General features: G+C 44.3%; 20 protein-coding genes. 2 read left to right on the forward strand and 18 right to left on the reverse strand.

All coding sequences use genetic code 11. The features are described 5' to 3' along the window. The 3 genes from mnmA to nifS are packed head-to-tail and all read right to left on the reverse strand — an operon-like array spanning position 1 to position 2734. Positions 1–1080, reverse strand: coding sequence for a tRNA 2-thiouridine(34) synthase MnmA (gene mnmA, locus CC90_RS0107320; RefSeq protein ID WP_031390142.1), 1080 nt, complete (start codon positions 1078–1080; stop codon positions 1–3). Between the two features lie 3 nt (positions 1081–1083). Then, on the reverse strand, positions 1084–1527 hold the full coding sequence (gene nifU, locus CC90_RS0107325) for a Fe-S cluster assembly scaffold protein NifU (protein WP_031390143.1): 444 nt from the start codon (positions 1525–1527) through the stop codon (positions 1084–1086). A 22-nt stretch (positions 1528–1549) separates the two neighbouring features. Continuing rightward, the gene (gene nifS, locus CC90_RS0107330) at positions 1550–2734 is read right to left on the reverse strand and encodes a cysteine desulfurase NifS (RefSeq protein ID WP_031390144.1); all 1185 of its coding nucleotides are present in this window, start codon (positions 2732–2734) and stop codon (positions 1550–1552) included. Between the two features lie 132 nt (positions 2735–2866). Here nifS and CC90_RS0107335 point away from each other — a divergent pair, with 132 nt between their 5' ends. Together CC90_RS0107335 and CC90_RS0107340 are read left to right on the forward strand one after the other, a co-directional pair. Further along, positions 2867–4204 carry a putative polysaccharide biosynthesis protein gene (locus CC90_RS0107335; RefSeq protein ID WP_031390145.1) on the forward strand — a complete coding sequence of 446 codons (1338 nt, stop codon included), beginning with the start codon at positions 2867–2869 and terminating at the stop codon, positions 4202–4204. A gap of 216 nt (positions 4205–4420) precedes the next feature. Continuing rightward, positions 4421–5449: a 3-deoxy-7-phosphoheptulonate synthase gene (locus CC90_RS0107340; RefSeq protein WP_031390146.1), complete on the forward strand. Its 1029-nt coding sequence runs from the start codon at positions 4421–4423 to the stop codon at positions 5447–5449. Between the two features lie 165 nt (positions 5450–5614). On the opposite strand, the gene xerD is transcribed toward CC90_RS0107340, so the two are convergent. The 15 genes from xerD to CC90_RS0107415 form a co-directional block, all read right to left on the reverse strand. Continuing rightward, complete coding sequence (gene xerD / locus CC90_RS0107345) at positions 5615–6499, reverse strand: site-specific tyrosine recombinase XerD (protein ID WP_031390147.1); 885 nt, start codon at positions 6497–6499, stop codon at positions 5615–5617. 191 nt (positions 6500–6690) lie between these two features. After that, the gene (locus CC90_RS0107350) at positions 6691–7347 is read right to left on the reverse strand and encodes a stage II sporulation protein M (RefSeq protein ID WP_031390148.1); all 657 of its coding nucleotides are present in this window, start codon (positions 7345–7347) and stop codon (positions 6691–6693) included. Between the two features lie 24 nt (positions 7348–7371). Continuing rightward, positions 7372–7914, reverse strand: coding sequence for an NUDIX domain-containing protein (locus CC90_RS0107355; protein WP_031390149.1), 543 nt, complete (start codon positions 7912–7914; stop codon positions 7372–7374). An 18-nt stretch (positions 7915–7932) separates the two neighbouring features. After that, a complete protein-coding gene (locus CC90_RS0107360; RefSeq protein WP_031390150.1) occupies positions 7933–9243 on the reverse strand; it encodes an aminotransferase class I/II-fold pyridoxal phosphate-dependent enzyme in 1311 nt (436 codons plus the stop codon). Positions 9244–9496: 253 nt separating this feature from the next. After that, complete coding sequence (rny, locus tag CC90_RS0107365; protein ID WP_031390151.1) at positions 9497–11041, reverse strand: ribonuclease Y; 1545 nt, start codon at positions 11039–11041, stop codon at positions 9497–9499. Positions 11042–11149: 108 nt separating this feature from the next. Continuing rightward, the gene (locus CC90_RS0107370) at positions 11150–11773 is read right to left on the reverse strand and encodes a regulatory protein RecX (RefSeq protein ID WP_031390152.1); all 624 of its coding nucleotides are present in this window, start codon (positions 11771–11773) and stop codon (positions 11150–11152) included. A 7-nt stretch (positions 11774–11780) separates the two neighbouring features. After that, the gene (gene recA / locus CC90_RS0107375) at positions 11781–12845 is read right to left on the reverse strand and encodes a recombinase RecA (RefSeq protein ID WP_031390153.1); all 1065 of its coding nucleotides are present in this window, start codon (positions 12843–12845) and stop codon (positions 11781–11783) included. Positions 12846–13191: 346 nt separating this feature from the next. Beyond that, positions 13192–14400 carry a polysaccharide deacetylase family protein gene (locus CC90_RS0107380; protein WP_031390154.1) on the reverse strand — a complete coding sequence of 403 codons (1209 nt, stop codon included), beginning with the start codon at positions 14398–14400 and terminating at the stop codon, positions 13192–13194. A gap of 23 nt (positions 14401–14423) precedes the next feature. Next, positions 14424–15689 (reverse strand): competence/damage-inducible protein A, encoded by a 1266-nt coding sequence (locus CC90_RS0107385; RefSeq protein ID WP_031390155.1) that lies wholly within the window; start codon positions 15687–15689, stop codon positions 14424–14426. A 78-nt stretch (positions 15690–15767) separates the two neighbouring features. Further along, positions 15768–16304 carry a CDP-diacylglycerol--glycerol-3-phosphate 3-phosphatidyltransferase gene (gene pgsA, locus CC90_RS0107390; protein WP_031390156.1) on the reverse strand — a complete coding sequence of 179 codons (537 nt, stop codon included), beginning with the start codon at positions 16302–16304 and terminating at the stop codon, positions 15768–15770. Beyond that, positions 16288–17625: a 30S ribosomal protein S12 methylthiotransferase RimO gene (rimO, locus tag CC90_RS0107395; RefSeq protein WP_031390157.1), complete on the reverse strand. Its 1338-nt coding sequence runs from the start codon at positions 17623–17625 to the stop codon at positions 16288–16290. Before rimO ends, pgsA begins: the two co-directional genes overlap by 17 nt. A 59-nt stretch (positions 17626–17684) precedes the next feature. Further along, entirely contained in the window at positions 17685–17933 is a 249-nt protein-coding gene (gene rpoZ, locus CC90_RS0107400; RefSeq protein WP_031390158.1) for a DNA-directed RNA polymerase subunit omega, read from the reverse strand. Beyond that, a complete protein-coding gene (gene gmk, locus CC90_RS0107405) occupies positions 17933–18568 on the reverse strand; it encodes a guanylate kinase (RefSeq protein ID WP_031390159.1) in 636 nt (211 codons plus the stop codon). The genes rpoZ and gmk overlap by 1 nt, the downstream gene beginning before the upstream one ends. Next, positions 18558–18818 (reverse strand): DUF370 domain-containing protein, encoded by a 261-nt coding sequence (locus tag CC90_RS0107410; protein ID WP_031390160.1) that lies wholly within the window; start codon positions 18816–18818, stop codon positions 18558–18560. The genes gmk and CC90_RS0107410 overlap by 11 nt, the downstream gene beginning before the upstream one ends. An 11-nt stretch (positions 18819–18829) precedes the next feature. Further along, entirely contained in the window at positions 18830–19708 is an 879-nt protein-coding gene (locus CC90_RS0107415) for a YicC/YloC family endoribonuclease (RefSeq protein WP_031390161.1), read from the reverse strand. Positions 19709–19714: the final 6 nt, after the last annotated feature.

Genomic DNA, 19714 nt, shown 5'->3' on the forward strand with positions numbered 1-19714 from the left:
TTATCCGATAATGGTGCCTCCGCCGAGGACATAGTTCTCCTCATAGAATACTATAGCCTGTCCCGGCGTTACTGCCCGGACGGGCTCTTCAAAGCTACATCTGATTTCATCTTCCCCGATTTTTTCAATAAGGCAGGGAGCTCCTTTATGAGCATATCTAATCTTGGCCGTCACTTTTCTTCTCTCGGGCAAGGCTTCCATTCCCATATAATTGATATGGTTGCAAATCAATTCCTTCGAAAAAACATCCTCATGTTCTCCTATGATTACCTCATCCGTCTCCGGCAATATCTTCGTAACAAATACCGGATGCCCCATAGCGAGGTTAAGTCCCTTTCTCTGTCCCACCGTATAATGGCTAATTCCTTTATGCTGTCCCAGAACATCCCCGTTTACCGAGACAAAATTACCCGGTCCGGGTACCCGGTCCTTCGCTTCTCTGTCGATGAAACCCGCATAGTCGTTGTCAGGGATAAAACAGATTTCCTGACTGTCAGGCTTATGTGCGACCGGCAGTCCCAACTTCTTTGCAATCTGTCTGATTTCATCCTTTTCATAATCCCCCACCGGCATGAGCGTATGGGCCAGTTGATGCTGGGTAAGGTTATAAAGGGCGTAAGTCTGATCCTTGGCCGCCGTCACCGAATTACAGATAGCGAATCTTTCGTTTGCAAGCTTCGTTATCCGTGCATAATGTCCGGTAGCTATATAGTCCGCTCCGATGTCCATACTTCTTTTTAAAAGAGATTCCCATTTTACATATCGATTGCACGCAATGCAAGGGTTAGGAGTCCTCCCGTGAAGATATTCCTCCACAAAATAATCCATAACCCTCTCCTTGAACTCCTGCTTAAAATTCATAACATAATAAGGAATTCCCAGAAACTGAGCAACTCTTCTGGCATCATCCACTGCAGTCAACCCGCAGCAGCCTCCGTTTTCCTCCCGTTCTCCTTCTTCCTCATCCTGCCATATCTGCATGGTCACTCCAATGACATCATAGCCTTCTTCTTTTAACAAATAAGCCGCCACGGAGGAATCAACGCCTCCCGACATGCCTACCACTACTTTCTTTTTCATGAATTAATATTCTTCCTCTTCCGCTTCTTCCCCTTCGTGGATATCGGATTTGGGCTTTACCAAGCCTTCAATCTCGATACCGTGCTTCCCGGCATAATCCCAGAGTGCAGCATGAATCGCCTCCTCCGCAAGCAAAGAACAGTGTACCTTAACCGGCGGCAGTCCGTCAAGAGCTTCCATTACCGCTTTGTTCGTTACGAGCAACGCATCCTGCACGTTCTTTCCCTTTACTAACTCCGTCGCCATACTGCTGGTTGCCACTGCTGCGCCGCAGCCGAAGGTCTTGAATTTACAGTCCCTTATGATTCCGTCCTCGTCAATGTCCAGATACATACGCATGATATCCCCGCATTTCGCGTTCCCTACCGTACCGACACCGCTGGCATTTTCTATTTCACCCACATTGCGCGGATGCTCAAAATGGTCCATTACCTTTTCCGTATACATACTAATTCCTCCGAATCTTATCTTATTTCCCCTGCTTCTTTATGAAATCTTCATATAAGGGTGACATTTTTCTCAATTTATCTACAATTTCCTTTATCGCATCTATTACGATATCCATCTCTTCTATTGTATTTTCCTCGCTTACTGTCAGTCGGAGAGAGCCGTGAGCGATTTCATGAGGCAAACCGATAGATAGGAGCACGTGGGATGGATCCAGCGAACCGGAAGTGCATGCAGAACCGCTGGAAGCGCAAATTCCCTTCATATCCAGCATAATCAAAAGAGACTCTCCTTCAATGAACTGAAAGCTGTAATTCACATTGTTGGGCAGACGTCTTACACCGTCACCATTCAGTCTGCAATAAGGAACCTCCTCTTTAATCCTCTTTATCAAGTAGTCGCGAAGCTCCTTTTGTTTCGCCGCACTTTCCTCCATACGCGAAAAAGACAGTTCCACAGCCTTTCCCATTCCTACGATGCCCGTTACATTCTCCGTTCCTGCACGTCTGCCGCGCTCCTGCTGTCCGCCGTGGATAAAGGAACGAATCTTGATACCCGTGCGGATATAGAGAAAGCCGATTCCCTTCGGTCCATGGAATTTATGACCACTGGCGCTGAGCATGTCAATATTCATCTCATCCACATCGATGGGCACATGAGCATATGCCTGCACCGCATCCGTATGGAAGAGAACGCCGCGGGCTTTGGCAATCGCCCCAATCTCCTTAATCGGCTGTATCGTTCCTATCTCATTATTTGCAAACATAACAGAAATCAAAACCGTATCCGGCCTTATCGCTCTTTCCAGTTCATCCAACTTGACAATTCCGTTTTCATCTACATCCACATAAGTTATTTCATAGCCCTGCTTTTCCAAATAGCTGCACGCATGCAGTATGGCATGGTGCTCTATCTTCGAAGTAATAATATGTTTGCCCTTCGCCTCATAGGCCTGAGCTGTGGCGATAAGTGCCCAGTTGTCCGATTCCGAACCGCCGCCTGTAAAATAAATCTCATTGTTCTTCGCCCCCAAACTGGATGCTATACGTTCTCTCACCTTCGTTACCGCCTCTTTGGCCGTTCCTCCGATGGAATAGATACTGCTTGGATTCCCGTAATTCTCAGTAAAGTAAGGAAGCATCTCGCTTACCACTTCGGGCGCCGTTTTGGTCGTGGCAGCATTATCTAAATATATTAATTTTCCCATATTTCTCACTCCTCATTCAATTCCTAGTAAACCACTACGGATTCAGTAATTTCACTATATCACTCCGCTTATGTTCTGTCAATAAATCAAATTGCATATATTTATAAACAAACCTCCCCTTTAAGGTAATGCATGAAGAAAAAGAATCCTCTCATCGCCGGAACCATTATCTTGACAGTTACCGGCTTCGCCAGCCGGTTCATCGGCTTTTTTTACCGCATTTTTCTATCCCGCGTATTCGGAGCAGAAGGCATGGGCCTTTATCAGCTGATTTCCCCTGTGCTGGCACTCACCTTTTCCGTTACGGTATCCGGCATGCAGACTGCGATATCCAAGTTCGTAGCCAGCGAAACGTCCACCCGGGATTATAAGTACACCTTTCGCATTCTATTAGTGGGTTTTTCCATCGCTATGTTTTTGTCCTTTGGCTGTACCGCATATATATATACTTTTTCCGAAATGATTGCTGCCAGGTTTTTATTCGAGCCGCGTACCGCACCTTTACTGCGTATCATTTCCCTTTCGATCCCTATGGCGACGGTCCATTCCTGTATCAACGGCTACTTCTACGGAATTCGTAAGACTGCCATACCGGCCGCCACCCAACTGGCAGAACAAATCGTCCGCGTAGGAAGCATTTTCTTTCTTTACGAAATCATTAAGGCTCGTGGTGGAGTTCCTACCATCAGTTTCGCAGTAGTAGGGCTCGTTATCGGCGAGAGCGCTTCCATGTTAGTATCTTTAATCGCCATCTATCATCGCTTTTATATGCTTACCAATTCTCATTGTATGCTGTCTAAGGTAAAGCAATCCTTCGGTGTATACTTAAAAGATACAAAACAGCTTCTTAGCCTTGCCGTGCCGCTTTCCGTAAACCGTACCTTGATTAACTTTCTGCAAAGCATAGAAGCTATTTACATCCCTCAAAGATTGCAGCTATACGGCTATGACAACGCCACAGCACTCGGCGTATACGGGGTTCTCACAGGAATGGCACTGCCCCTCATCCTCTTTCCCTCCGCCATTACCAATTCTATCTCCGTCCTTCTCCTTCCCTTAGTATCGGAGGCTGAAGCCGTAAATAATCAGAGTGCCATTAAAAAAGCCGTTCGCAAATCCATTAAGTACTGCTTTATTCTCGGTTTTCTATGCACCGGACTCTTTCTCGTCTTCGGAAGGTACACGGGCATGCTTTTATACGACAGCAGTCTCGCGGGCAGCTTTATTATCACCTTAAGTTTTATCTGTCCCTTTCTATACGTAGCGAGCACCTTGAACAGCATATTGAACGGCCTTGGAAAAACCGGGCAGACCTTCGCCTACAGTATGGTAAGCCTGGGTGTCCGCCTGCTGTTCGTCTTCTTTGCCCTTCCTATTTTCGGTATTCAGGGCTATTTGTGGGGATTGCTCGTCAGCCAGCTTGTCCAGACCTCGCTTTGCGTTTTCGCGGTGAGAAAGTATTTGAGATAAAAGATTAAAAAAAAGCGCTTTCGACTATTGATTCCTCGTCCGCCAAAACGGACATAAGGTATAAAAATGTATAATATTTCATAAAGCCTGTGACGATTACTCCTCCTCGTTGTCTATTATTGCTGTTGCCTAAACATTTTTATTATATTATAATTAAAATGTTTTATCTGTATATTTATGAAAATATTGTAATCAACAGCATTGGAGGTATCTGAAATGTCATTTGAATTTGTACAAAAACTGCCCACTCCGGACGAAATACGCGAACAATTTCCCGTTCCGGAAAAATTAAGTGAGCTGAAAAAAGAAAGAGATGCCGAAATACGCGATGTCATTACTGGAAAAAGCAACAAGTTCCTCGTCATTATCGGTCCCTGCTCCGCGGACAATGAGGATGCCGTATGCGAATATGTAAGTCGTCTGGCGAAAGTAAATGAAAAGGTTAAGGACAAGCTCATCCTCATTCCGAGGATTTACACGAATAAACCTCGCACCACCGGAGAAGGGTATAAAGGAATCATCCATCAGCCCGATCCTGAGAAAAAGCCCGATTTTCTCGCTGGTCTTATCACAATGAGAAAGATGCAGATTCGGGCAATTGAGGAATCGGGACTAACTGCCGCCGACGAAATGCTCTATCCGGAGAACTGGCGCTACCTCTCCGATATTCTCTCTTATGTAGCTATCGGAGCCCGCTCCGTCGAGGATCAGCAGCACAGACTTACCGTCAGCGGCTTCGATGTTCCCGCAGGCATGAAGAACCCTACCAGCGGCGATTTCTCGGTTATGCTGAATTCGGTTTACGCTTCACAGCATCCCCACTCCTTTATTTATAGGGGCTGGGAGGTAAATACCTCCGGCAATGAACTGGTTCACACCGTCTTGCGCGGTGCTGTCAATAAATACGGCCGCAGTCTTCCGAACTACCACTACGAAGATCTGAATACACTTCTTACCTTATATAATGAGCGCGATTTGAAAAATCCTGCCTGCATCATCGATGCCAACCACAACAACTCCAACAAGCAATTTATGGAACAGTTGAGAATCGTAAGGGAAGTGATGCATAACCGCAAGGTAAACAAGGATATTTACCAATTGGTAAAGGGTGTCATGATTGAAAGTTACCTCGAAGAGGGCTGCCAGAAAATCGGCGAAGGCATCTATGGAAAATCCATTACCGATCCATGCCTCGGCTGGGAGGATTCGGAGAAGCTTATCTATGATATTGCTGCGTATGAATAAGAACTACCGGTTTCAATTGCTAAGGGCTGCTGTACTTGCATAAAAGTACGGCAGCCCGATATTTTTATTGTATATAAGTTTGAAAGAAAAGCGCTTACACCCTCCTTGATTTGTACGCCCCGCCCCCTAAAGCGGGCAGATGGAGGCAAATATGAAAATTTCCTCTTATCCTCGCGGATGCGCCTTCGCATATACTTCTCTGATACGATTATGATTCATATTCGCATATATTTGCGTCGTAGAAATATCAGAATGCCCCAGCATCTCCTGAACGCTTCTTAAATCAGCCCCGTTCTCTACCAGATGTGCCGCAAAGGAGTGCCGCAGCGTATGGGGCGTAATATCCGCCGTGATTCCTGCTTTCTTCGCATAATATTTTATCAGCTTCCAAAACCCCTGCCTGCTCATCGGCTGACCGGAACAATTGGCAAAGAGAATATCCGAGTCCGAACAATGAACCATCGTCTCCCTCGCATTCTCCAGATAGCGAAGCAAAGCGCTTCTCGCCTCTGTTCCAAAAGGAATGACCCTTTCCTTATTCGAATCCTTGCACATGATAAATCCCATTTGTAAATTTACATCCTGAGCCTTCAGCGAAATTAATTCCGTAACCCGTATCCCGGTAGCATAAAGGAGCTCCAGCATCGCCTTATCCCTGATTTCCTTCGGAGAACTTCCTCCCGGCTGTTCCAAAAGGCGTACTACCTCTTCCGTGGTCAGAATCTCCGGCAGTTTCTTCTCTATCTTCGGAGCCTTCAAAACCTCGGCTATATCCTCTTTCACGATTCCTTCTTTGTACATGAAATGATAAAAGGCTTTTATCGACGCGATATTCCTCGAAACGGTAGCTGCCTTAAAGTTATTTTTCTCCAAATACAAAACATAAGAATTTAAATTTGTAACAGTAAGCTTCCGTACATCCACAACACCCTGCTCTTCCATGAAACGCTTTACTTTCGTCAAATCCCTTTTATAAGACATCTCGGTATTCTCCGAAGTTTTTTTTACGTTATGTAAATACGAAATGAATGATACAATTTCTTTTTCCATCTAATATATAACCCTTCCCCATGCCATTTTATGTCAATCCCCGAGCTGTATAAAGTTCATTATAATAAGAATATGAGAGAAAAGCAAATGGAATTTTTGGCGTTTTTACGCCCTTTTCAGTAGGTTTTTGTACAAAGCACAACATATCGGCAAGTACATTTTTACGTCATACCACATGTAGAAAATTTGTTCTAAAATATTTTTAGAAAACGTGAAATCAGAATTGGATTAACATAACTTTCTACCATGCTTCCGATTATGACAACCATCACGATAATAAAGAGCTGTACTACTTTTTTCATATAGTATTGTCTTTTCATTCCGTATCCGTCCTCATATACCTTATGAGGATAATAGAGGCTCGTGCATATCTGATAGCACCAGTTCATGAGCATGATATAAGCCGGAACGAGCAGAAGGTACTGAGGCAGAACCCCTGCCAATATGAGAAAAATTCCCCTAAGCCCATAACGCATAGCTGCCATAGATAAAAATACTCCCGCCATCATCCCCATCCATGCCGCATACATTGCAATTGTCACCGTACCTACATATGTGGTCGCAAGCAGGCAGAGCACGATAAGGGTTCCCATCCTTTCCTTCAAGATATAGGCGAGAAAGGAGTTGCCGTTGATATCCAGATATTTCAGCCGGTTTAAGGACGCAGCGCTCAACAGATCCATCTCCCCGAAAAAAGTACCCTTCCATATATTGATTGCCAGTATCCCTATCAAAAAACCGCCCAAAAATAAATACAGCCAGCTAATACGCCGGCTGTTTGTACCATTTCTTTTATACATTCGCTGTGCAGCACCGCCATATACGAGTTTATACAATATATGTTCCATGCCTCCCATGAATGACATTCATTACTATTTATTACAATATTTATCTTTATAGGTCATAATAGCTGAAATCGTCTTCGCATCTTCTATCCTGCCACTGTAAATCATCCGGCATAACTCATCGACTTCATAGGCCTCCACATTGATGAATTCATCTTCGTCCAGATTCTGCTCGCTCTTTATCAAATGCTTTGCCACATAAATATCGATTTTTTCATTGCAGAAAGCGACTGTCGTGCGAATCGTAATAAGCAGCTCCAAATCTTCCGACCGGAAACCCGTCTCCTCTTCCAGCTCCCTTGCCGCCGCTTCCTTTGTCGGTTCCTCAGGGGTATTCAGGCCTCCCGCAGGAATTTCGACAGTATAGCGGTCCAAAGCATTCCTATATTGCCGCACCATTAGCAGCTTGCCGTCATCCCTTACCGGAATGACAGCTGCAGCTCCTTTATGCCCGATAAAATCCCATTTTACCACATTCCCATTGGGAACCTGAACGGTATCCTTATAAAAATCAACAATAGCACCATGATATACAAGCTCTCTGTCCAGCCTCTTAAACTCGTTAGCCATATCTGCTCTACCTCGTTCTCAGACAGCGCATTTCTCTGCCTGAACGGAATCTAACAACTTTTCTGCACTGACCAGCTTTACACATAATACAAATAAGTCAGCCGCCTCACACAGCTCTTCTAAAGTAGGGAAAGTAGGCGCAATACGTATGTTGCTGTCCTTCGGGTCGCTGCCATAGGGGAACGCTGCTCCCGCACCGGTAAGCACCACTCCCGCTTCCTTGCATTTCGCCACGGTCTTCTTCGCACAGCCGTCCATAGTCTCCAGCGAAATAAAGTAACCTCCCTTAGGTGTAGTCCACTGAGCGATTTCCAAACCGCCGAGCTCTCCATCCAATACCTTTAACACCGCTTCGAATTTCGGACGCATAATATCGGCATGCTTCTTCATATGAGTGGTCATACCATCTAAATTCTTAAAATATCTCACATGGCGCAGCTGATTAATTTTATCATAACCGATGGTTTGCATGGTCATAGCCTTTCGCATATCGTCCAGGTTCGCTTTTGAGGACGCAATAGCCGCAATGCCGGCTCCAGGAAAACTTACCTTAGAAGTGGAAGCGAATTCATATACCATGTTTGGACTGCCTGCTTTCTCGCATTCACTTATAATATCGAGGATTTCATCCTGAGCGCCGTCATACAAATGATGGATTGCATACGCATTATCCCAGAAAATCCTGAAATCCTCCGCCGCAGGCTTAAGCGCCGCAAATCTCTTCACGGTTTCATCCGAATAAGAATAACCCTGGGGATTGGAATATTTCGGCACACACCAGATTCCTTTGATTGAAGCGTCTTCACTTACCAGTTTCTCCACCGTATCCATATCCGGTCCCTGAGGAGTCATCGGTACTATAATCATCTCTATTCCAAAGTGCTCGGTCACCGAAAAATGTCTGTCATATCCCGGTGCCGGACATAAAAACTTCACCTTATCCAACTTGCACCACGGCGTGCTTCCAAGCACTCCATGAGTCATGGAACGGGAAACCGTATCGTACATAATAGCGAGACTGGCATTTCCGCATACGATAACATTATCCGCACTGCCCACTCCCATCATTTCAGCCATCAATTTCTTTGCTTCGGGAATACCGTCCACAATGCCGTAATTCCTGCAATCCATTCCCGCTTCCGTATTATAATCGGAAGAGGACGTCAGAACATCCATAATGTCCATTTCCACATCTAATTGGGAGGATGCCGGTTTTCCTCTTGACATGTCGAGCTTCAGTCCTTTACCCTTTGCATCTTCGTATTCTGCTTCAAGTTTTGCGTGCAACTGCAATAATTCTTCTCTGCTTAAATCTTTGTACGACTTCATCTTTTCACCATCCTATTAATTATCCGAATACTATAATTCATACGATTATCCACCTCATATTGTGATTGGATAATCGTATACAATCATACACATCCCGTTTATTCTACTACACGGTGTACGATAGCACAAGAACTTTTTATATAAATTAAATTTTTATGTGCGGCTCCGCCTTGCATTTACCGCCATAAAATAGAAAAACCGCTATAAACTTTACGTTTATAACGGTTTCTTATTTTAGACTTCATCGAAAAATTTACTTCGCATAGTCTATTACTCTTGACTCTCTGATTACATTGACTTTGATTTGACCCGGATATTCCAGTTCAGATTCAATCTGCTTCGAAATATCTCTCGCCAGTAATACCATATCTGCGTCAGTGATTTGATCAGGAACTACCATTACTCGAATCTCTCTACCCGCCTGTATAGCAAAAGATTTGTCAACACCTTTGAAATTGTTTGTGATATCTTCTAATTGTTTCAGTCTGCTTGTATACGTCTCTAACGTTTCTCTTCTCGCGCCCGGTCTCGCTGCCGAAATAGTATCCGAAGCTTGTACCAGACATGCGATTAAGGATTGTGGTTCAACATCTCCATGATGTGATTCTACCGCATTAATTACAGTGGCTGATTCTTTGTATTTCTTACAAAGCTCAACGCCCAGTTGAATATGGGAACCTTCCATTTCATGGTCTACCGCTTTACCTATATCATGCAGTAAGCCCGCGCGTTTCGCCATTCTCACATCGAGTCCCATTTCCGCTGCCAAAAGCCCGGATAATTGAGCCACCTCTATGGAATGCTTCAACGCATTCTGACCATAGCTGGTTCTGAATTTCATTTTACCGAGTAATTTTACAAGTTCAGGATGAATGCCATGAACGCCTACTTCGAGCGTAGCGGCTTCACCTTCTTCTTTTATCATCACTTCAACTTCTTTTTGTGCCTTTTCAACCATCTCCTCGATTCTTGCCGGATGGATACGTCCATCCACTATCAATTTTTCGAGTGCAATTCTTGCGACTTCACGTCGAATCGGATCAAAGCCCGATAAAATGACTGCTTCCGGCGTATCGTCAATAATGAGATCAACGCCCGTCATCGTTTCGAGAGTTCTAATGTTCCTTCCCTCTCTACCGATAATTCTACCCTTCATTTCGTCGTTAGGAAGCTGTACCACAGATATCGTAGTCTCGGACACATGATCCGCCGCACATTTTTGAATGGCGGTAACCACATATTCCTTCGCTTTCTTGTCTGCCTCTTCCTTCGCTCTGAGTTCCATTTCCTTAATCATTACAGCAGATTCATGTTTTACTTCATCTTCAACAATTTTCAATAAATAATCTTTTGCTTGTTCGGAGGTAAGACCCGAGATTCTTTCTAGTTCCTGTAATCTCTGTTCGTTGAGTTTCGCAACTTCTTCACGCTGTTTGGCTAAAGATTCCTCTCTCGCTGTCAAGCTCGTTTCTTTTTTCTCAATGGTCTCTGCTTTTTTATCGATGTTTTCTTCCTTCTGCTGAACTCTTCGCTCATAACGCTGCGCTTCGGCTCTTCTCTCTTTGATCTCTTTATCCAGTTCATTCTTTGTTCGAATGGACTCTTCCTTGACCTCGAGCAGAGATTCACGCTTTTTCGTCTCAGCAGTTTTCAAAGCTTCATCAATAATTTCCCTTGCCTTATCTTCCGCATTTCCAATCTTGGATTCGACAATCTTCTTGCGATAAGACGTCGCCAAAATTGCGGAAACCGGCACAGAAATAACCAGAGTTGCGAGTACTGCTACAACATACAACATGTACAGGAGCACCTCCTTATTTAATTTTCATTGTACTATTATCTATTATAGAATGTAACAAACTTAACACATTCTAACAAGCGATTTTACAATAGTTAAATTTTAAACTTAAATTGGAGTTATGTCAAGTAAAAGTACTCTTCTTATTGTATCTGCACCGAAACCTTTTCTATATAAAAATGCCGCAAGCCTTCTTTTTTCCTCGATAGTTGCCGTATTTACGTCATATTTTTTCTTTTGCAAAAACTTCGCCGCCATAGAAAATTCATCGGGCTCATTTCCGCCTTCTTTCATTCTTTCGAAGACTTCAAATATAACATTTTTATCGATTCCCTTATTTAGCAGATCCTGTTCCATCCGTTTCCGGCTCTTTTTTTCCATCTGATATTCGATGAAGTCCTCACAATATCGTTCATCGTCCACATATCCATACGATTTCACATATTCCAAAGCTATTTCTATCAGTTCCTGTGTATATTCTCCCTGCCTTAATTTGTCACGAAGCTGTCTCTCCGTATAGGATTTCGATTTTAAAAGATTCATACAACGAAGCTTTGCCCGTTTGGGAAGCACCTCGGACATCAGATCGCCGTATGCCTTCCCATCCACTTCTTTCATTTCCTTTAAGCCGTATAGACGCAATTCGCCTTTGTATATTACAAAGGCGAATTCATCATCGATATATACTCTGACCCTTTTCTTATCCAGTTCTTCTATTTTCGTCACAATCATACTTTTTCTACTCAGCTTTTTTCTTCTCTGCAGCCTTCTTCTTTTCCGGTGTCTCATCCGGCTTTCCCTGAGAATCGCAACTTAAACCGTAATGCTCGCGCACCTTCTTCTCGATTTCCGCACATATCGCAGGATTATCCTTCAGATACTGCTTCGCATTCTCCCGCCCCTGGCCTACCTTATTTCCCTCATAGGCATACCATGCGCCGCTTTTATTTACAATATTCACCTCCGATGCCAGATCCAGTACGTCGCCTGCAAAAGAGATTCCTTCTCCAAACATAATATCGAATTCCGCTTCCTTAAACGGAGGCGCTATTTTATTTTTAACGACCTTTACTCTCGTTCTGTTACCGACTATTTCTCCGCTCTGCTTTAAAGATTCGATTCTTCTTACGTCAAGGCGAACAGAGGAATAGAATTTAAGCGCACGACCACCGGTGGTCGTCTCCGGACTGCCAAACATAACGCCCACCTTCTCACGAAGCTGATTGATGAATATTACCGTACAATTAGATTTGCTGATTACCGCTGTCAGCTTTCTCAGCGCCTGCGACATCAGACGCGCCTGAAGTCCCACATGGCTGTCACCCATGTCGCCGTCTATTTCTGCTTTAGGTACAAGAGCAGCCACCGAGTCAACTACGACAACATCGATTGCCCCGGAGCGCACCATCGTCTCCGTAATCTCCAGCGCCTGCTCACCGTTATCGGGCTGGGAAATATACAAGTTATCCACATCCACACCGATATTCTTCGCATAAGCAGGGTCCAGAGCATGCTCCGCATCGATGAAGCCCGCTATCCCGCCTCTCTTCTGTACTTCCGCAATCATATGTAAGGTAACAGTCGTCTTACCGCTGGATTCCGGCCCGTATATCTCCACGATTCTTCCCCTGGGTATTCCGCCTAAACCCAACGCGATATCGAGACTCAAGGCTCCCGTTGGAATGGTCTCCACGTTCATCTGCGCACTGGAATCTCCCAGCTTCATAACCGCGCCTTTTCCGTACTGCTTTTCTATCTGCACCAGTGCCGCATCAAGCGCTTTCAATCTTTCTTCTCTTTCCATCTCTCTTCTCCTTAAGCTATAATTAAAACACACTTCTGTGTTTATATGACACGATCAGAACATAGGTTCTTTCTATAAAGAATGATAAAACAAATGTTCGATTTTGTCAATGTGTTTTCACTCTTTTATTACCCCTTTTCCAATATCACCTCAATATTCTTCACGTATTTATGGAACCTTTGGCTGAAACGCCGGATTTGCACTCCGATATCGCTATAGTTTTCAAGAACAATTCTCCTCTAATTTATCATATCTTTCTCGAAATAACAATACCGGAAGCTTTTATCTTCCGGTAAATATTAACAACTTTATTCCCGCGGCTGTCCGCGAAGCATTTGATGTAAGCTCAATATTTCTCCATATAAGGCTTATAATCCTCAAAGGTAACCGTAAGATAACCGTCGTCATAATTCATCCCCACCTCCATGCCGAGAGGAGTATAGAAAATAATCGCATTTCCTTCGCTTAGATGATACATGAGCTCTTGATTCGTCATTCCGTCCAGCATACCGCCGTTCTGGGCTTTGCTCTTCTCTCTGAAAGCCTGCAGGAATTCATCGTTGACTCTAAGGATACTGCCGTTATTGATGACCACGCCGTTTTCCATATCTATATTGATGCAGTACAGTCCATAATCCTGCCAGTAGTCTGTATAAATTTCTTCGCTGAACACTACGCTCATGATTTCCTCATCCATGTAAGTAACGTAACCGCCGGAATATGCATAAAAATACTCATCGCTTAGCATATACTTGGAATATTCGCTTGCATATTCTTCGAAATACGCCTTCTCCCCTGCAATAATTTCATTCAGGATATCTTTATTCGGAGCATCTCCTTTAATGACAGGATAATCAATTTCCACACTAATATTTCCGTTGTTCTCCTCATAGCTGTAATTTTCCCACCGAATAGAATAATCCAGATCAGTGCGTATGGCATCCTCTAGTTCCATATAATAATCTGTCGAGTCTCCACCTTCCCATTCGGAATAATCAGAATCGGAATACGGTTCCCCCCACTCCGGATAATCGAAGCCGGAATAGGGCTCTTCTTCCGTATACGGTATGTTTTTTTGTATATCGACGCTGCTGCGTTCCCGGCTTTCCTCTCTCCCGGATATATCTGAAATAAGAAATACCGTCAGCAAAAAAGCCGCAAACAACATAAGCACAGCTGCCGACACGGAAAGTATAAGCCCCGAGTAGTCCGTTTTATCTCTATCATTGTATTTCTTATTCCTGTTTCCCGAAGCGTAATTATTATAATTCTTCCTTTCGGGAAAATAATTTTGAGGGTAATTTCTTTGGGAATAATTTCTATCAGCAATAGGCCTCCCTGAAACAGTTCCCTTGGAAAAACATTCCTCAGGCAACGGTCTTTCCAGCAAAAACTTCCCCGTGTTATCCTGATAATAGCTTTCCGGATAATTATTCCCATTATAATTATGTAATGGAGGCGCATACGGCTGATTTTGGCGGTTATCCTTCTCTCCGCTGAACACCCCGTTTTCATATCTTCTATTGCTGCCGCCGTCTAAACCCGGTTGTTCCATAATCCATCCTCCCCATGATGTTCTTATTTCTTACCGAAAGCCGTCTCTTCATCATGCTTCAAAATACAATGCCTCATTAGAATCAACGCGTTAGACACCGTGGTTTCCCTTATCTTCGCCCGGTTTCCACTAAAGTGATATTTTTTTACCGTTACTTTTCCGCACACATTACATGCGATATATACAAGGCCCACCGGCTTCTCCTTTGTTCCGCCGTCCGGTCCTGCAATTCCGGTAACCGCAACCGCCACATCCGCCTTTGAAATCGCAGCCGCTCCTTTTGCCATAGCCACCGCCGTTTCTTCGCTTACTGCACCCTTTTTCTCAAGCAGAGACTTCTTCACACTGAGTACTTTTCTTTTGGCCTTATTGGAATAGGTAATGTATCCCGATTTATAGGTGTTAGATATGCCGGGAACGTTGATAAGTCTTGCTGCAAGCATTCCTCCCGTACAGGATTCTGCCGTGCTCACGGTCAAATGCCTCTCCTCGAGCAGATCGGCTACCGCCTTTTCCAATGTTACATTTGTATCCATCGTATAGATATTGCTTCCAAACCGCCCCATCAGTTCATCAAGTACAGGCGTAAGAAGCTTCTGCGCTTCCCCTTCATCTGCAGCACTGGCTGTCACACGAAGGTGTACCTCGCTGTTTTTCGCATAAGGAGCAATGGTTGGGTTGCTCTGTCCGTCAATCAAATCCTTTACTACCGTCTCCACCTTGCTCTCCCCGACACCGCAGATTTTTACCGTCCGGGAATAGATGGTCCCATTTTTTTCTCCCGATAAATATGGGATAATACTTTTTTCAAACATTGGTATTAATTCGTTCGGAGGTCCGGGAAGAAGAATTACCTTCTTACCCTCTCCTTCTATGATCACGCCGGGAGCAGTACCATTCTCATTGTCTACCGCGATAGCGCCCTCCGGCACCATCGCCTGCTTCCAGTTATTTTCCGTCAGTTCCAGATTTCTCCTCTGAAAAAATTCCTCGATCGTCCTTCTGGAAGGCTCGTGCATCTCCAATTTCCTGCCCATCACCTTTGCCGCAGTCTCCTTGGTCAAATCGTCCGCCGTAGGGCCTAATCCGCCGGAAAGTATAACGATATCAGAACGCTCAAGTGCAGTCTTTATTACATTTGCAAGGCGCTCTTCGTTGTCTCCGACCACGCTCTGATAAAAGCAGGACAATCCCAAATCCGCACATCTTTCGGAAAGATAAGCAGCATTCGTATTTACTATATTACCCAGCAATAGCTCCGTTCCTACCGCGATTAATTCCACTATCATTTTTTCATCCTCATTACGGCATACATTGGCCGTTCTTCGTCCGCTCGGGCTAACATTTCTATTTCAATTATACTACAATTATTTGACATCTTTCATTATTTCTTTATTCTTTACAATATAATCCACCAGAGAAACCACTGTCAATATGAGTGCAACCCACATAACGATAGCCGTAAGCAATCTCAAAGGCTCCAGATCAGCAATCATAAGGCAAATCATTATCATTTGGAAGGTGGTCTTGAATTTTCCCCAATAGCTGGCTGCAATGACCACACCATTATCGGAAGCCACCAAACGGAAACCGCTGATAATGAACTCACGGGCAATGATAACAATGACGATCCAGGCCGGAATGCTCTTAAGCTCCACCAGACAGATGAGCGCCGAACATACGAGCAGCTTATCCGCAAGAGGATCCATAAACTTCCCGAAATTTGTTACGAGATTATTCTTCCTCGCAAGATATCCATCGAGCCAATCCGTAAGGCTTGCTACAATAAATATAGTCAAAGCGATCCATTTGCTCGCTTCTCCCGCAACGGGAACCAGTGCAAAAAGTACAAAAAAGGGAATCATAATTACTCTGAAAATAGTTAATTTATTCGGTAAATTCATCACATATCTCTCCTATCAAATCATATTCATAAGAACCGGTCACTCTCACCTTTATGAAATCTCCGCTCATCAACGTCTCTTCCGTATTGATGAACAAATAGCCGTCCACGTTAGGCGCATCTTTATAGGTTCTGGCAACATACGCGTCCTCATCCGCCATCTTGCCCTCAATCATCGCATACAGCATCTTTCCTACCATATTTTCTGCCGCCTCGTAAGCGATATCCTGCTGAAGCTCCATAATCTGCGCTTTTCTTTCTTCTTTGACTTCCCCACATATCTGGTCTTCCATCCCGGCAGCCGGCGTATCCTCCTCCGGCGAATAGGTGAATACTCCCAGACGGTCGAATTTCATCTCCTCCACAAACTCCAGCAAAGTCTCGTGGTCTGCCTCCGTCTCTCCCGGAAAACCGGTAATCAGTGTCGTCCGCAGGCATATATCCGGAATGCTGCTTCGCAGCTTCTTAACGATCTGTCTTATTTCCCCGCTGTCTGTCCGCCTTCCCATACGCCGTAAAATGGCATCTGAGCCATGCTGAATGGGAATGTCCAGATAATTGCATATTTTCTTTTCCTGCTTTATGGTTTCTATCAATTCATCCGTAATTTCTTCCGGATAACAGTATAGAATGCGAATCCAGTAAATTCCTGGGATCTCACAAAGCTTGCGGAGCAGTTGAGGCAACCTCTTTTCTCCGTACAGATCCTTGCCATAAAGCGTCGTCTCCTGTGCCACCAACACAAGCTCCTTCACGCCGTCCTCCGCCAGCTTTTTCGCCTCGGATACAAGTTTTTCCATGGGAACGCTTCGGTAGTTGCCTCTGACTTTAGGAATAATGCAGTAGGTGCAATGCTTTTCACACCCTTCCGCAATTTTCAGATACGCATAATGCCCGCCCGTAGTTACAACACGCTTTTTGTCTCCAAGGGGTTCTGCATCCAAAGGCTCTATATGGTTCTCTCCCTTTCCTATAAGTACCGATTCCACTGTCTCCACAATCTTGTCGATGGCCGACGTACCGATGATTGCATCCACTTCCTCTATTTCTTCCTGAATTTCCTTCTGATAACGCTGAGCCAGACAGCCCGTCACAATCAAGGCTTTTAATTGTCCGGTCTTTTTAAACTCTGCCATTTCCAAAATCGTATTAATGCTTTCCTCCTTCGCATCGCCGATAAAACAGCATGTATTGACTACAATAATATCAGCCTGCGTCTCGTCGTCCGTAAAAGAATACCCCTTTTCCGACAGCATTCCAAGCATTACCTCGGAATCCACCAGATTTTTATCACATCCCAGTGATACAAATAAAATTTTCATATGTGCTCCTTAAAAATGAATATGCCCGCATAATTCACGGGCATAAAATTTACAATCGGTTATTTTTCAGACTGAGCTTCATCCTCGCTCAAAATCTTTATTTTCCCCTGATTTAATTCTTCTACCGCAACGGACAGAGGTTTCTTCCCTTCGTCGTCCACCAAAGCATCTTCACCTGCGATTAATTGTCTCGCACGCTTAGAAGTCGCCATAACAATAGAATATCTGCTATTGACTACCGGAGCCTCACCAGGCTCTACCTCGCTATTTACTACTTTCATTAAATCAGAATAAGATGGATGTAACATTATTTTTCTCCTTTCACAAGGGCGTTAAGCTCTTGTCTCATATTTTCTATAAATTCTTCATTTCTAATCGGGGCGTTATGTGCTGCCGTAATCAGATTATGCAATCGCCTCGTGCATGATTCCAAATCATCGTTAACTATGATAAAATCATATTTTTCGATTCCCTGTGCCTCTTCCACTGCCCGGCGGAGTCGCTTTTCGATTACCTCCGGAGTCTCCGTTCCCCGCTTGGTCAGACGCTTTTCCAATTCCTTCGCCGATGGCGGCATGACGAATAACAAAAGTGCTGTAGGAAATTTCTCCTTTATCTTAAGAGCTCCCTGAATCTCTATCTCCAAAATGATGTCCTTGCCCCTGTTAAGCTGCTCCTCCACATACTTTCTGGGCGTGCCATAGTAATTCTCGCAATAGGTTGCGTATTCGATCAATCCGTCTTGCTTTATCTCTTTCTCGAAGCTTTCCTTCGTCACGAAAAAGTATTCTCTGCCCTCCCGCTCCTTCGGTCTCGGTGCCCGGGTCGTCATCGATATGGACAATGAATAATTATCATATGTCTTAAGAAGCTGCTCCATCAAGGTTCCTTTGCCGGCCCCCGAAAAGCCCGACACTACCACTAAAATTCCCTTACGTTTCATCCGTATCTCCACTTTCTGCCTGTGCCCTGTTAGCAATTGTCTCCGGCAGAAGCGCCGATAAAACCAACTGATTATTTTCCATAACAAGCACCGCTTTCGTTTTTCTCCCCTGCGTTGCATCAATCGCCATTCCTGACTCCTTCGCATTTTGCACCATACGCTTTACAGGTGCAGAATCCGGACTGACGATCGCAATTATCTTACCGGTATTTACTATATTCCCAAAACCAATATGAATCAACTTATTCATGGTATTTTAACCTACTCTATATTCTGTATCTGTTCGCGGACTTTTTCTATCTCCGTCTTCAATTCGATGGCGCGGTTAGAAATCTCCAAATCGTTGGCTTTCGACAGTATCGTGTTGGCCTCCCTGTTCATCTCCTGTGCGATGAAGTCCAGTTTTCTTCCGATACTTCCCCCCTCGATCAAAGTGCTCTTTGTCGTCTCGATATGGCTCTTTAAACGCACCAGCTCTTCATCCACGCATGCCTTATCCGCAAAAAGAGTAACCTCCATTAGAAGTCTGTTCTCATCCACCTGCGCATCCTCTAAAAGCTCCCTTACTTTTTCATGGAGCTTGTCCTTATATTCGCTAACCAACTGAGGGGAACGCTCCGTAATGAATTCCACGTGAGAAAGCATTACATTCAGCTTACTGATTAAATCTTCCCTGAGATTTTCTCCTTCTTTTATCCTCGTCTCCACAAAATTCTCCGAGGCACCCTTGATCGCCTTATCCAAAACTTTCCATATTTCCGCTTCATCCGGACTCTGCTCTTCCATCGCCAGCACCTCCGGATATCTGGAAAGAGCGGAAACGCGAATATCGTTATCCAGATGGAAGTCTTCTGCCATCTGCTTCAAGTATCCCATATATTCGGCAGCAATGTCTTTATTATATTTGATACAGACGTTGTTTTCCGTAAAGTCCTCATACGTAATGAAAATATCGACTTTTCCTCTCTGAATATAATTTTTCAGCTCAGCGCGGATTGCCGCCTCGAAAAAGTTGAGTTTTTTGGGCATCTTAATATTTACATCCAAATATCTGTGATTGACGGATTTCATCTCTACCGTAATCTTACGGTCGGCCTCCGCCGCTTCGTATCTTCCGAAGCCAGTCATGCTCTTGATCATCCATTT

The sequence above is a fragment of the Kineothrix alysoides genome (assembly GCF_000732725.1).
GTDB lineage: Bacteria > Bacillota > Clostridia > Lachnospirales > Lachnospiraceae > Kineothrix > Kineothrix alysoides.

Bases quoted from the DNA above. Each gene is read 5' to 3' on its own strand.
- rny (WP_031390151.1), bottom strand. From the start codon at position 11,041: ATGTTGTATGTTGTAGCAGTACTCGCAACTCTGGTTATTTCTGTGCCG.
- CC90_RS0107385 (WP_031390155.1), bottom strand. From the start codon at position 15,689: ATGATAGTGGAATTAATCGCGGTAGGAACGGAGCTATTGCTGGGTAAT.
- CC90_RS0107350 (WP_031390148.1), bottom strand. From the start codon at position 7,347: ATGGAACATATATTGTATAAACTCGTATATGGCGGTGCTGCACAGCGA.
- rimO (WP_031390157.1), bottom strand. From the start codon at position 17,625: ATGAAAATTTTATTTGTATCACTGGGATGTGATAAAAATCTGGTGGAT.
- mnmA (WP_031390142.1), bottom strand. From the start codon at position 1,080: ATGAAAAAGAAAGTAGTGGTAGGCATGTCGGGAGGCGTTGATTCCTCC.
- CC90_RS0107370 (WP_031390152.1), bottom strand. From the start codon at position 11,773: ATGATTGTGACGAAAATAGAAGAACTGGATAAGAAAAGGGTCAGAGTA.
- nifS (WP_031390144.1), bottom strand. From the start codon at position 2,734: ATGGGAAAATTAATATATTTAGATAATGCTGCCACGACCAAAACGGCG.
- gmk (WP_031390159.1), bottom strand. From the start codon at position 18,568: ATGAAACGTAAGGGAATTTTAGTGGTAGTGTCGGGCTTTTCGGGGGCC.
- recA (WP_031390153.1), bottom strand. From the start codon at position 12,845: ATGGAAAGAGAAGAAAGATTGAAAGCGCTTGATGCGGCACTGGTGCAG.
- nifU (WP_031390143.1), bottom strand. From the start codon at position 1,527: ATGTATACGGAAAAGGTAATGGACCATTTTGAGCATCCGCGCAATGTG.
- CC90_RS0107340 (WP_031390146.1), top strand. From the start codon at position 4,421: ATGTCATTTGAATTTGTACAAAAACTGCCCACTCCGGACGAAATACGC.
- rpoZ (WP_031390158.1), bottom strand. From the start codon at position 17,933: ATGTTACATCCATCTTATTCTGATTTAATGAAAGTAGTAAATAGCGAG.
- CC90_RS0107335 (WP_031390145.1), top strand. From the start codon at position 2,867: ATGAAGAAAAAGAATCCTCTCATCGCCGGAACCATTATCTTGACAGTT.
- CC90_RS0107415 (WP_031390161.1), bottom strand. From the start codon at position 19,708: ATGATCAAGAGCATGACTGGCTTCGGAAGATACGAAGCGGCGGAGGCC.
- CC90_RS0107355 (WP_031390149.1), bottom strand. From the start codon at position 7,914: ATGGCTAACGAGTTTAAGAGGCTGGACAGAGAGCTTGTATATCATGGT.
- pgsA (WP_031390156.1), bottom strand. From the start codon at position 16,304: ATGAATTTACCGAATAAATTAACTATTTTCAGAGTAATTATGATTCCC.
- CC90_RS0107380 (WP_031390154.1), bottom strand. From the start codon at position 14,400: ATGGAACAACCGGGTTTAGACGGCGGCAGCAATAGAAGATATGAAAAC.
- xerD (WP_031390147.1), bottom strand. From the start codon at position 6,499: ATGGAAAAAGAAATTGTATCATTCATTTCGTATTTACATAACGTAAAA.
- CC90_RS0107360 (WP_031390150.1), bottom strand. From the start codon at position 9,243: ATGAAGTCGTACAAAGATTTAAGCAGAGAAGAATTATTGCAGTTGCAC.
- CC90_RS0107410 (WP_031390160.1), bottom strand. From the start codon at position 18,818: ATGAATAAGTTGATTCATATTGGTTTTGGGAATATAGTAAATACCGGT.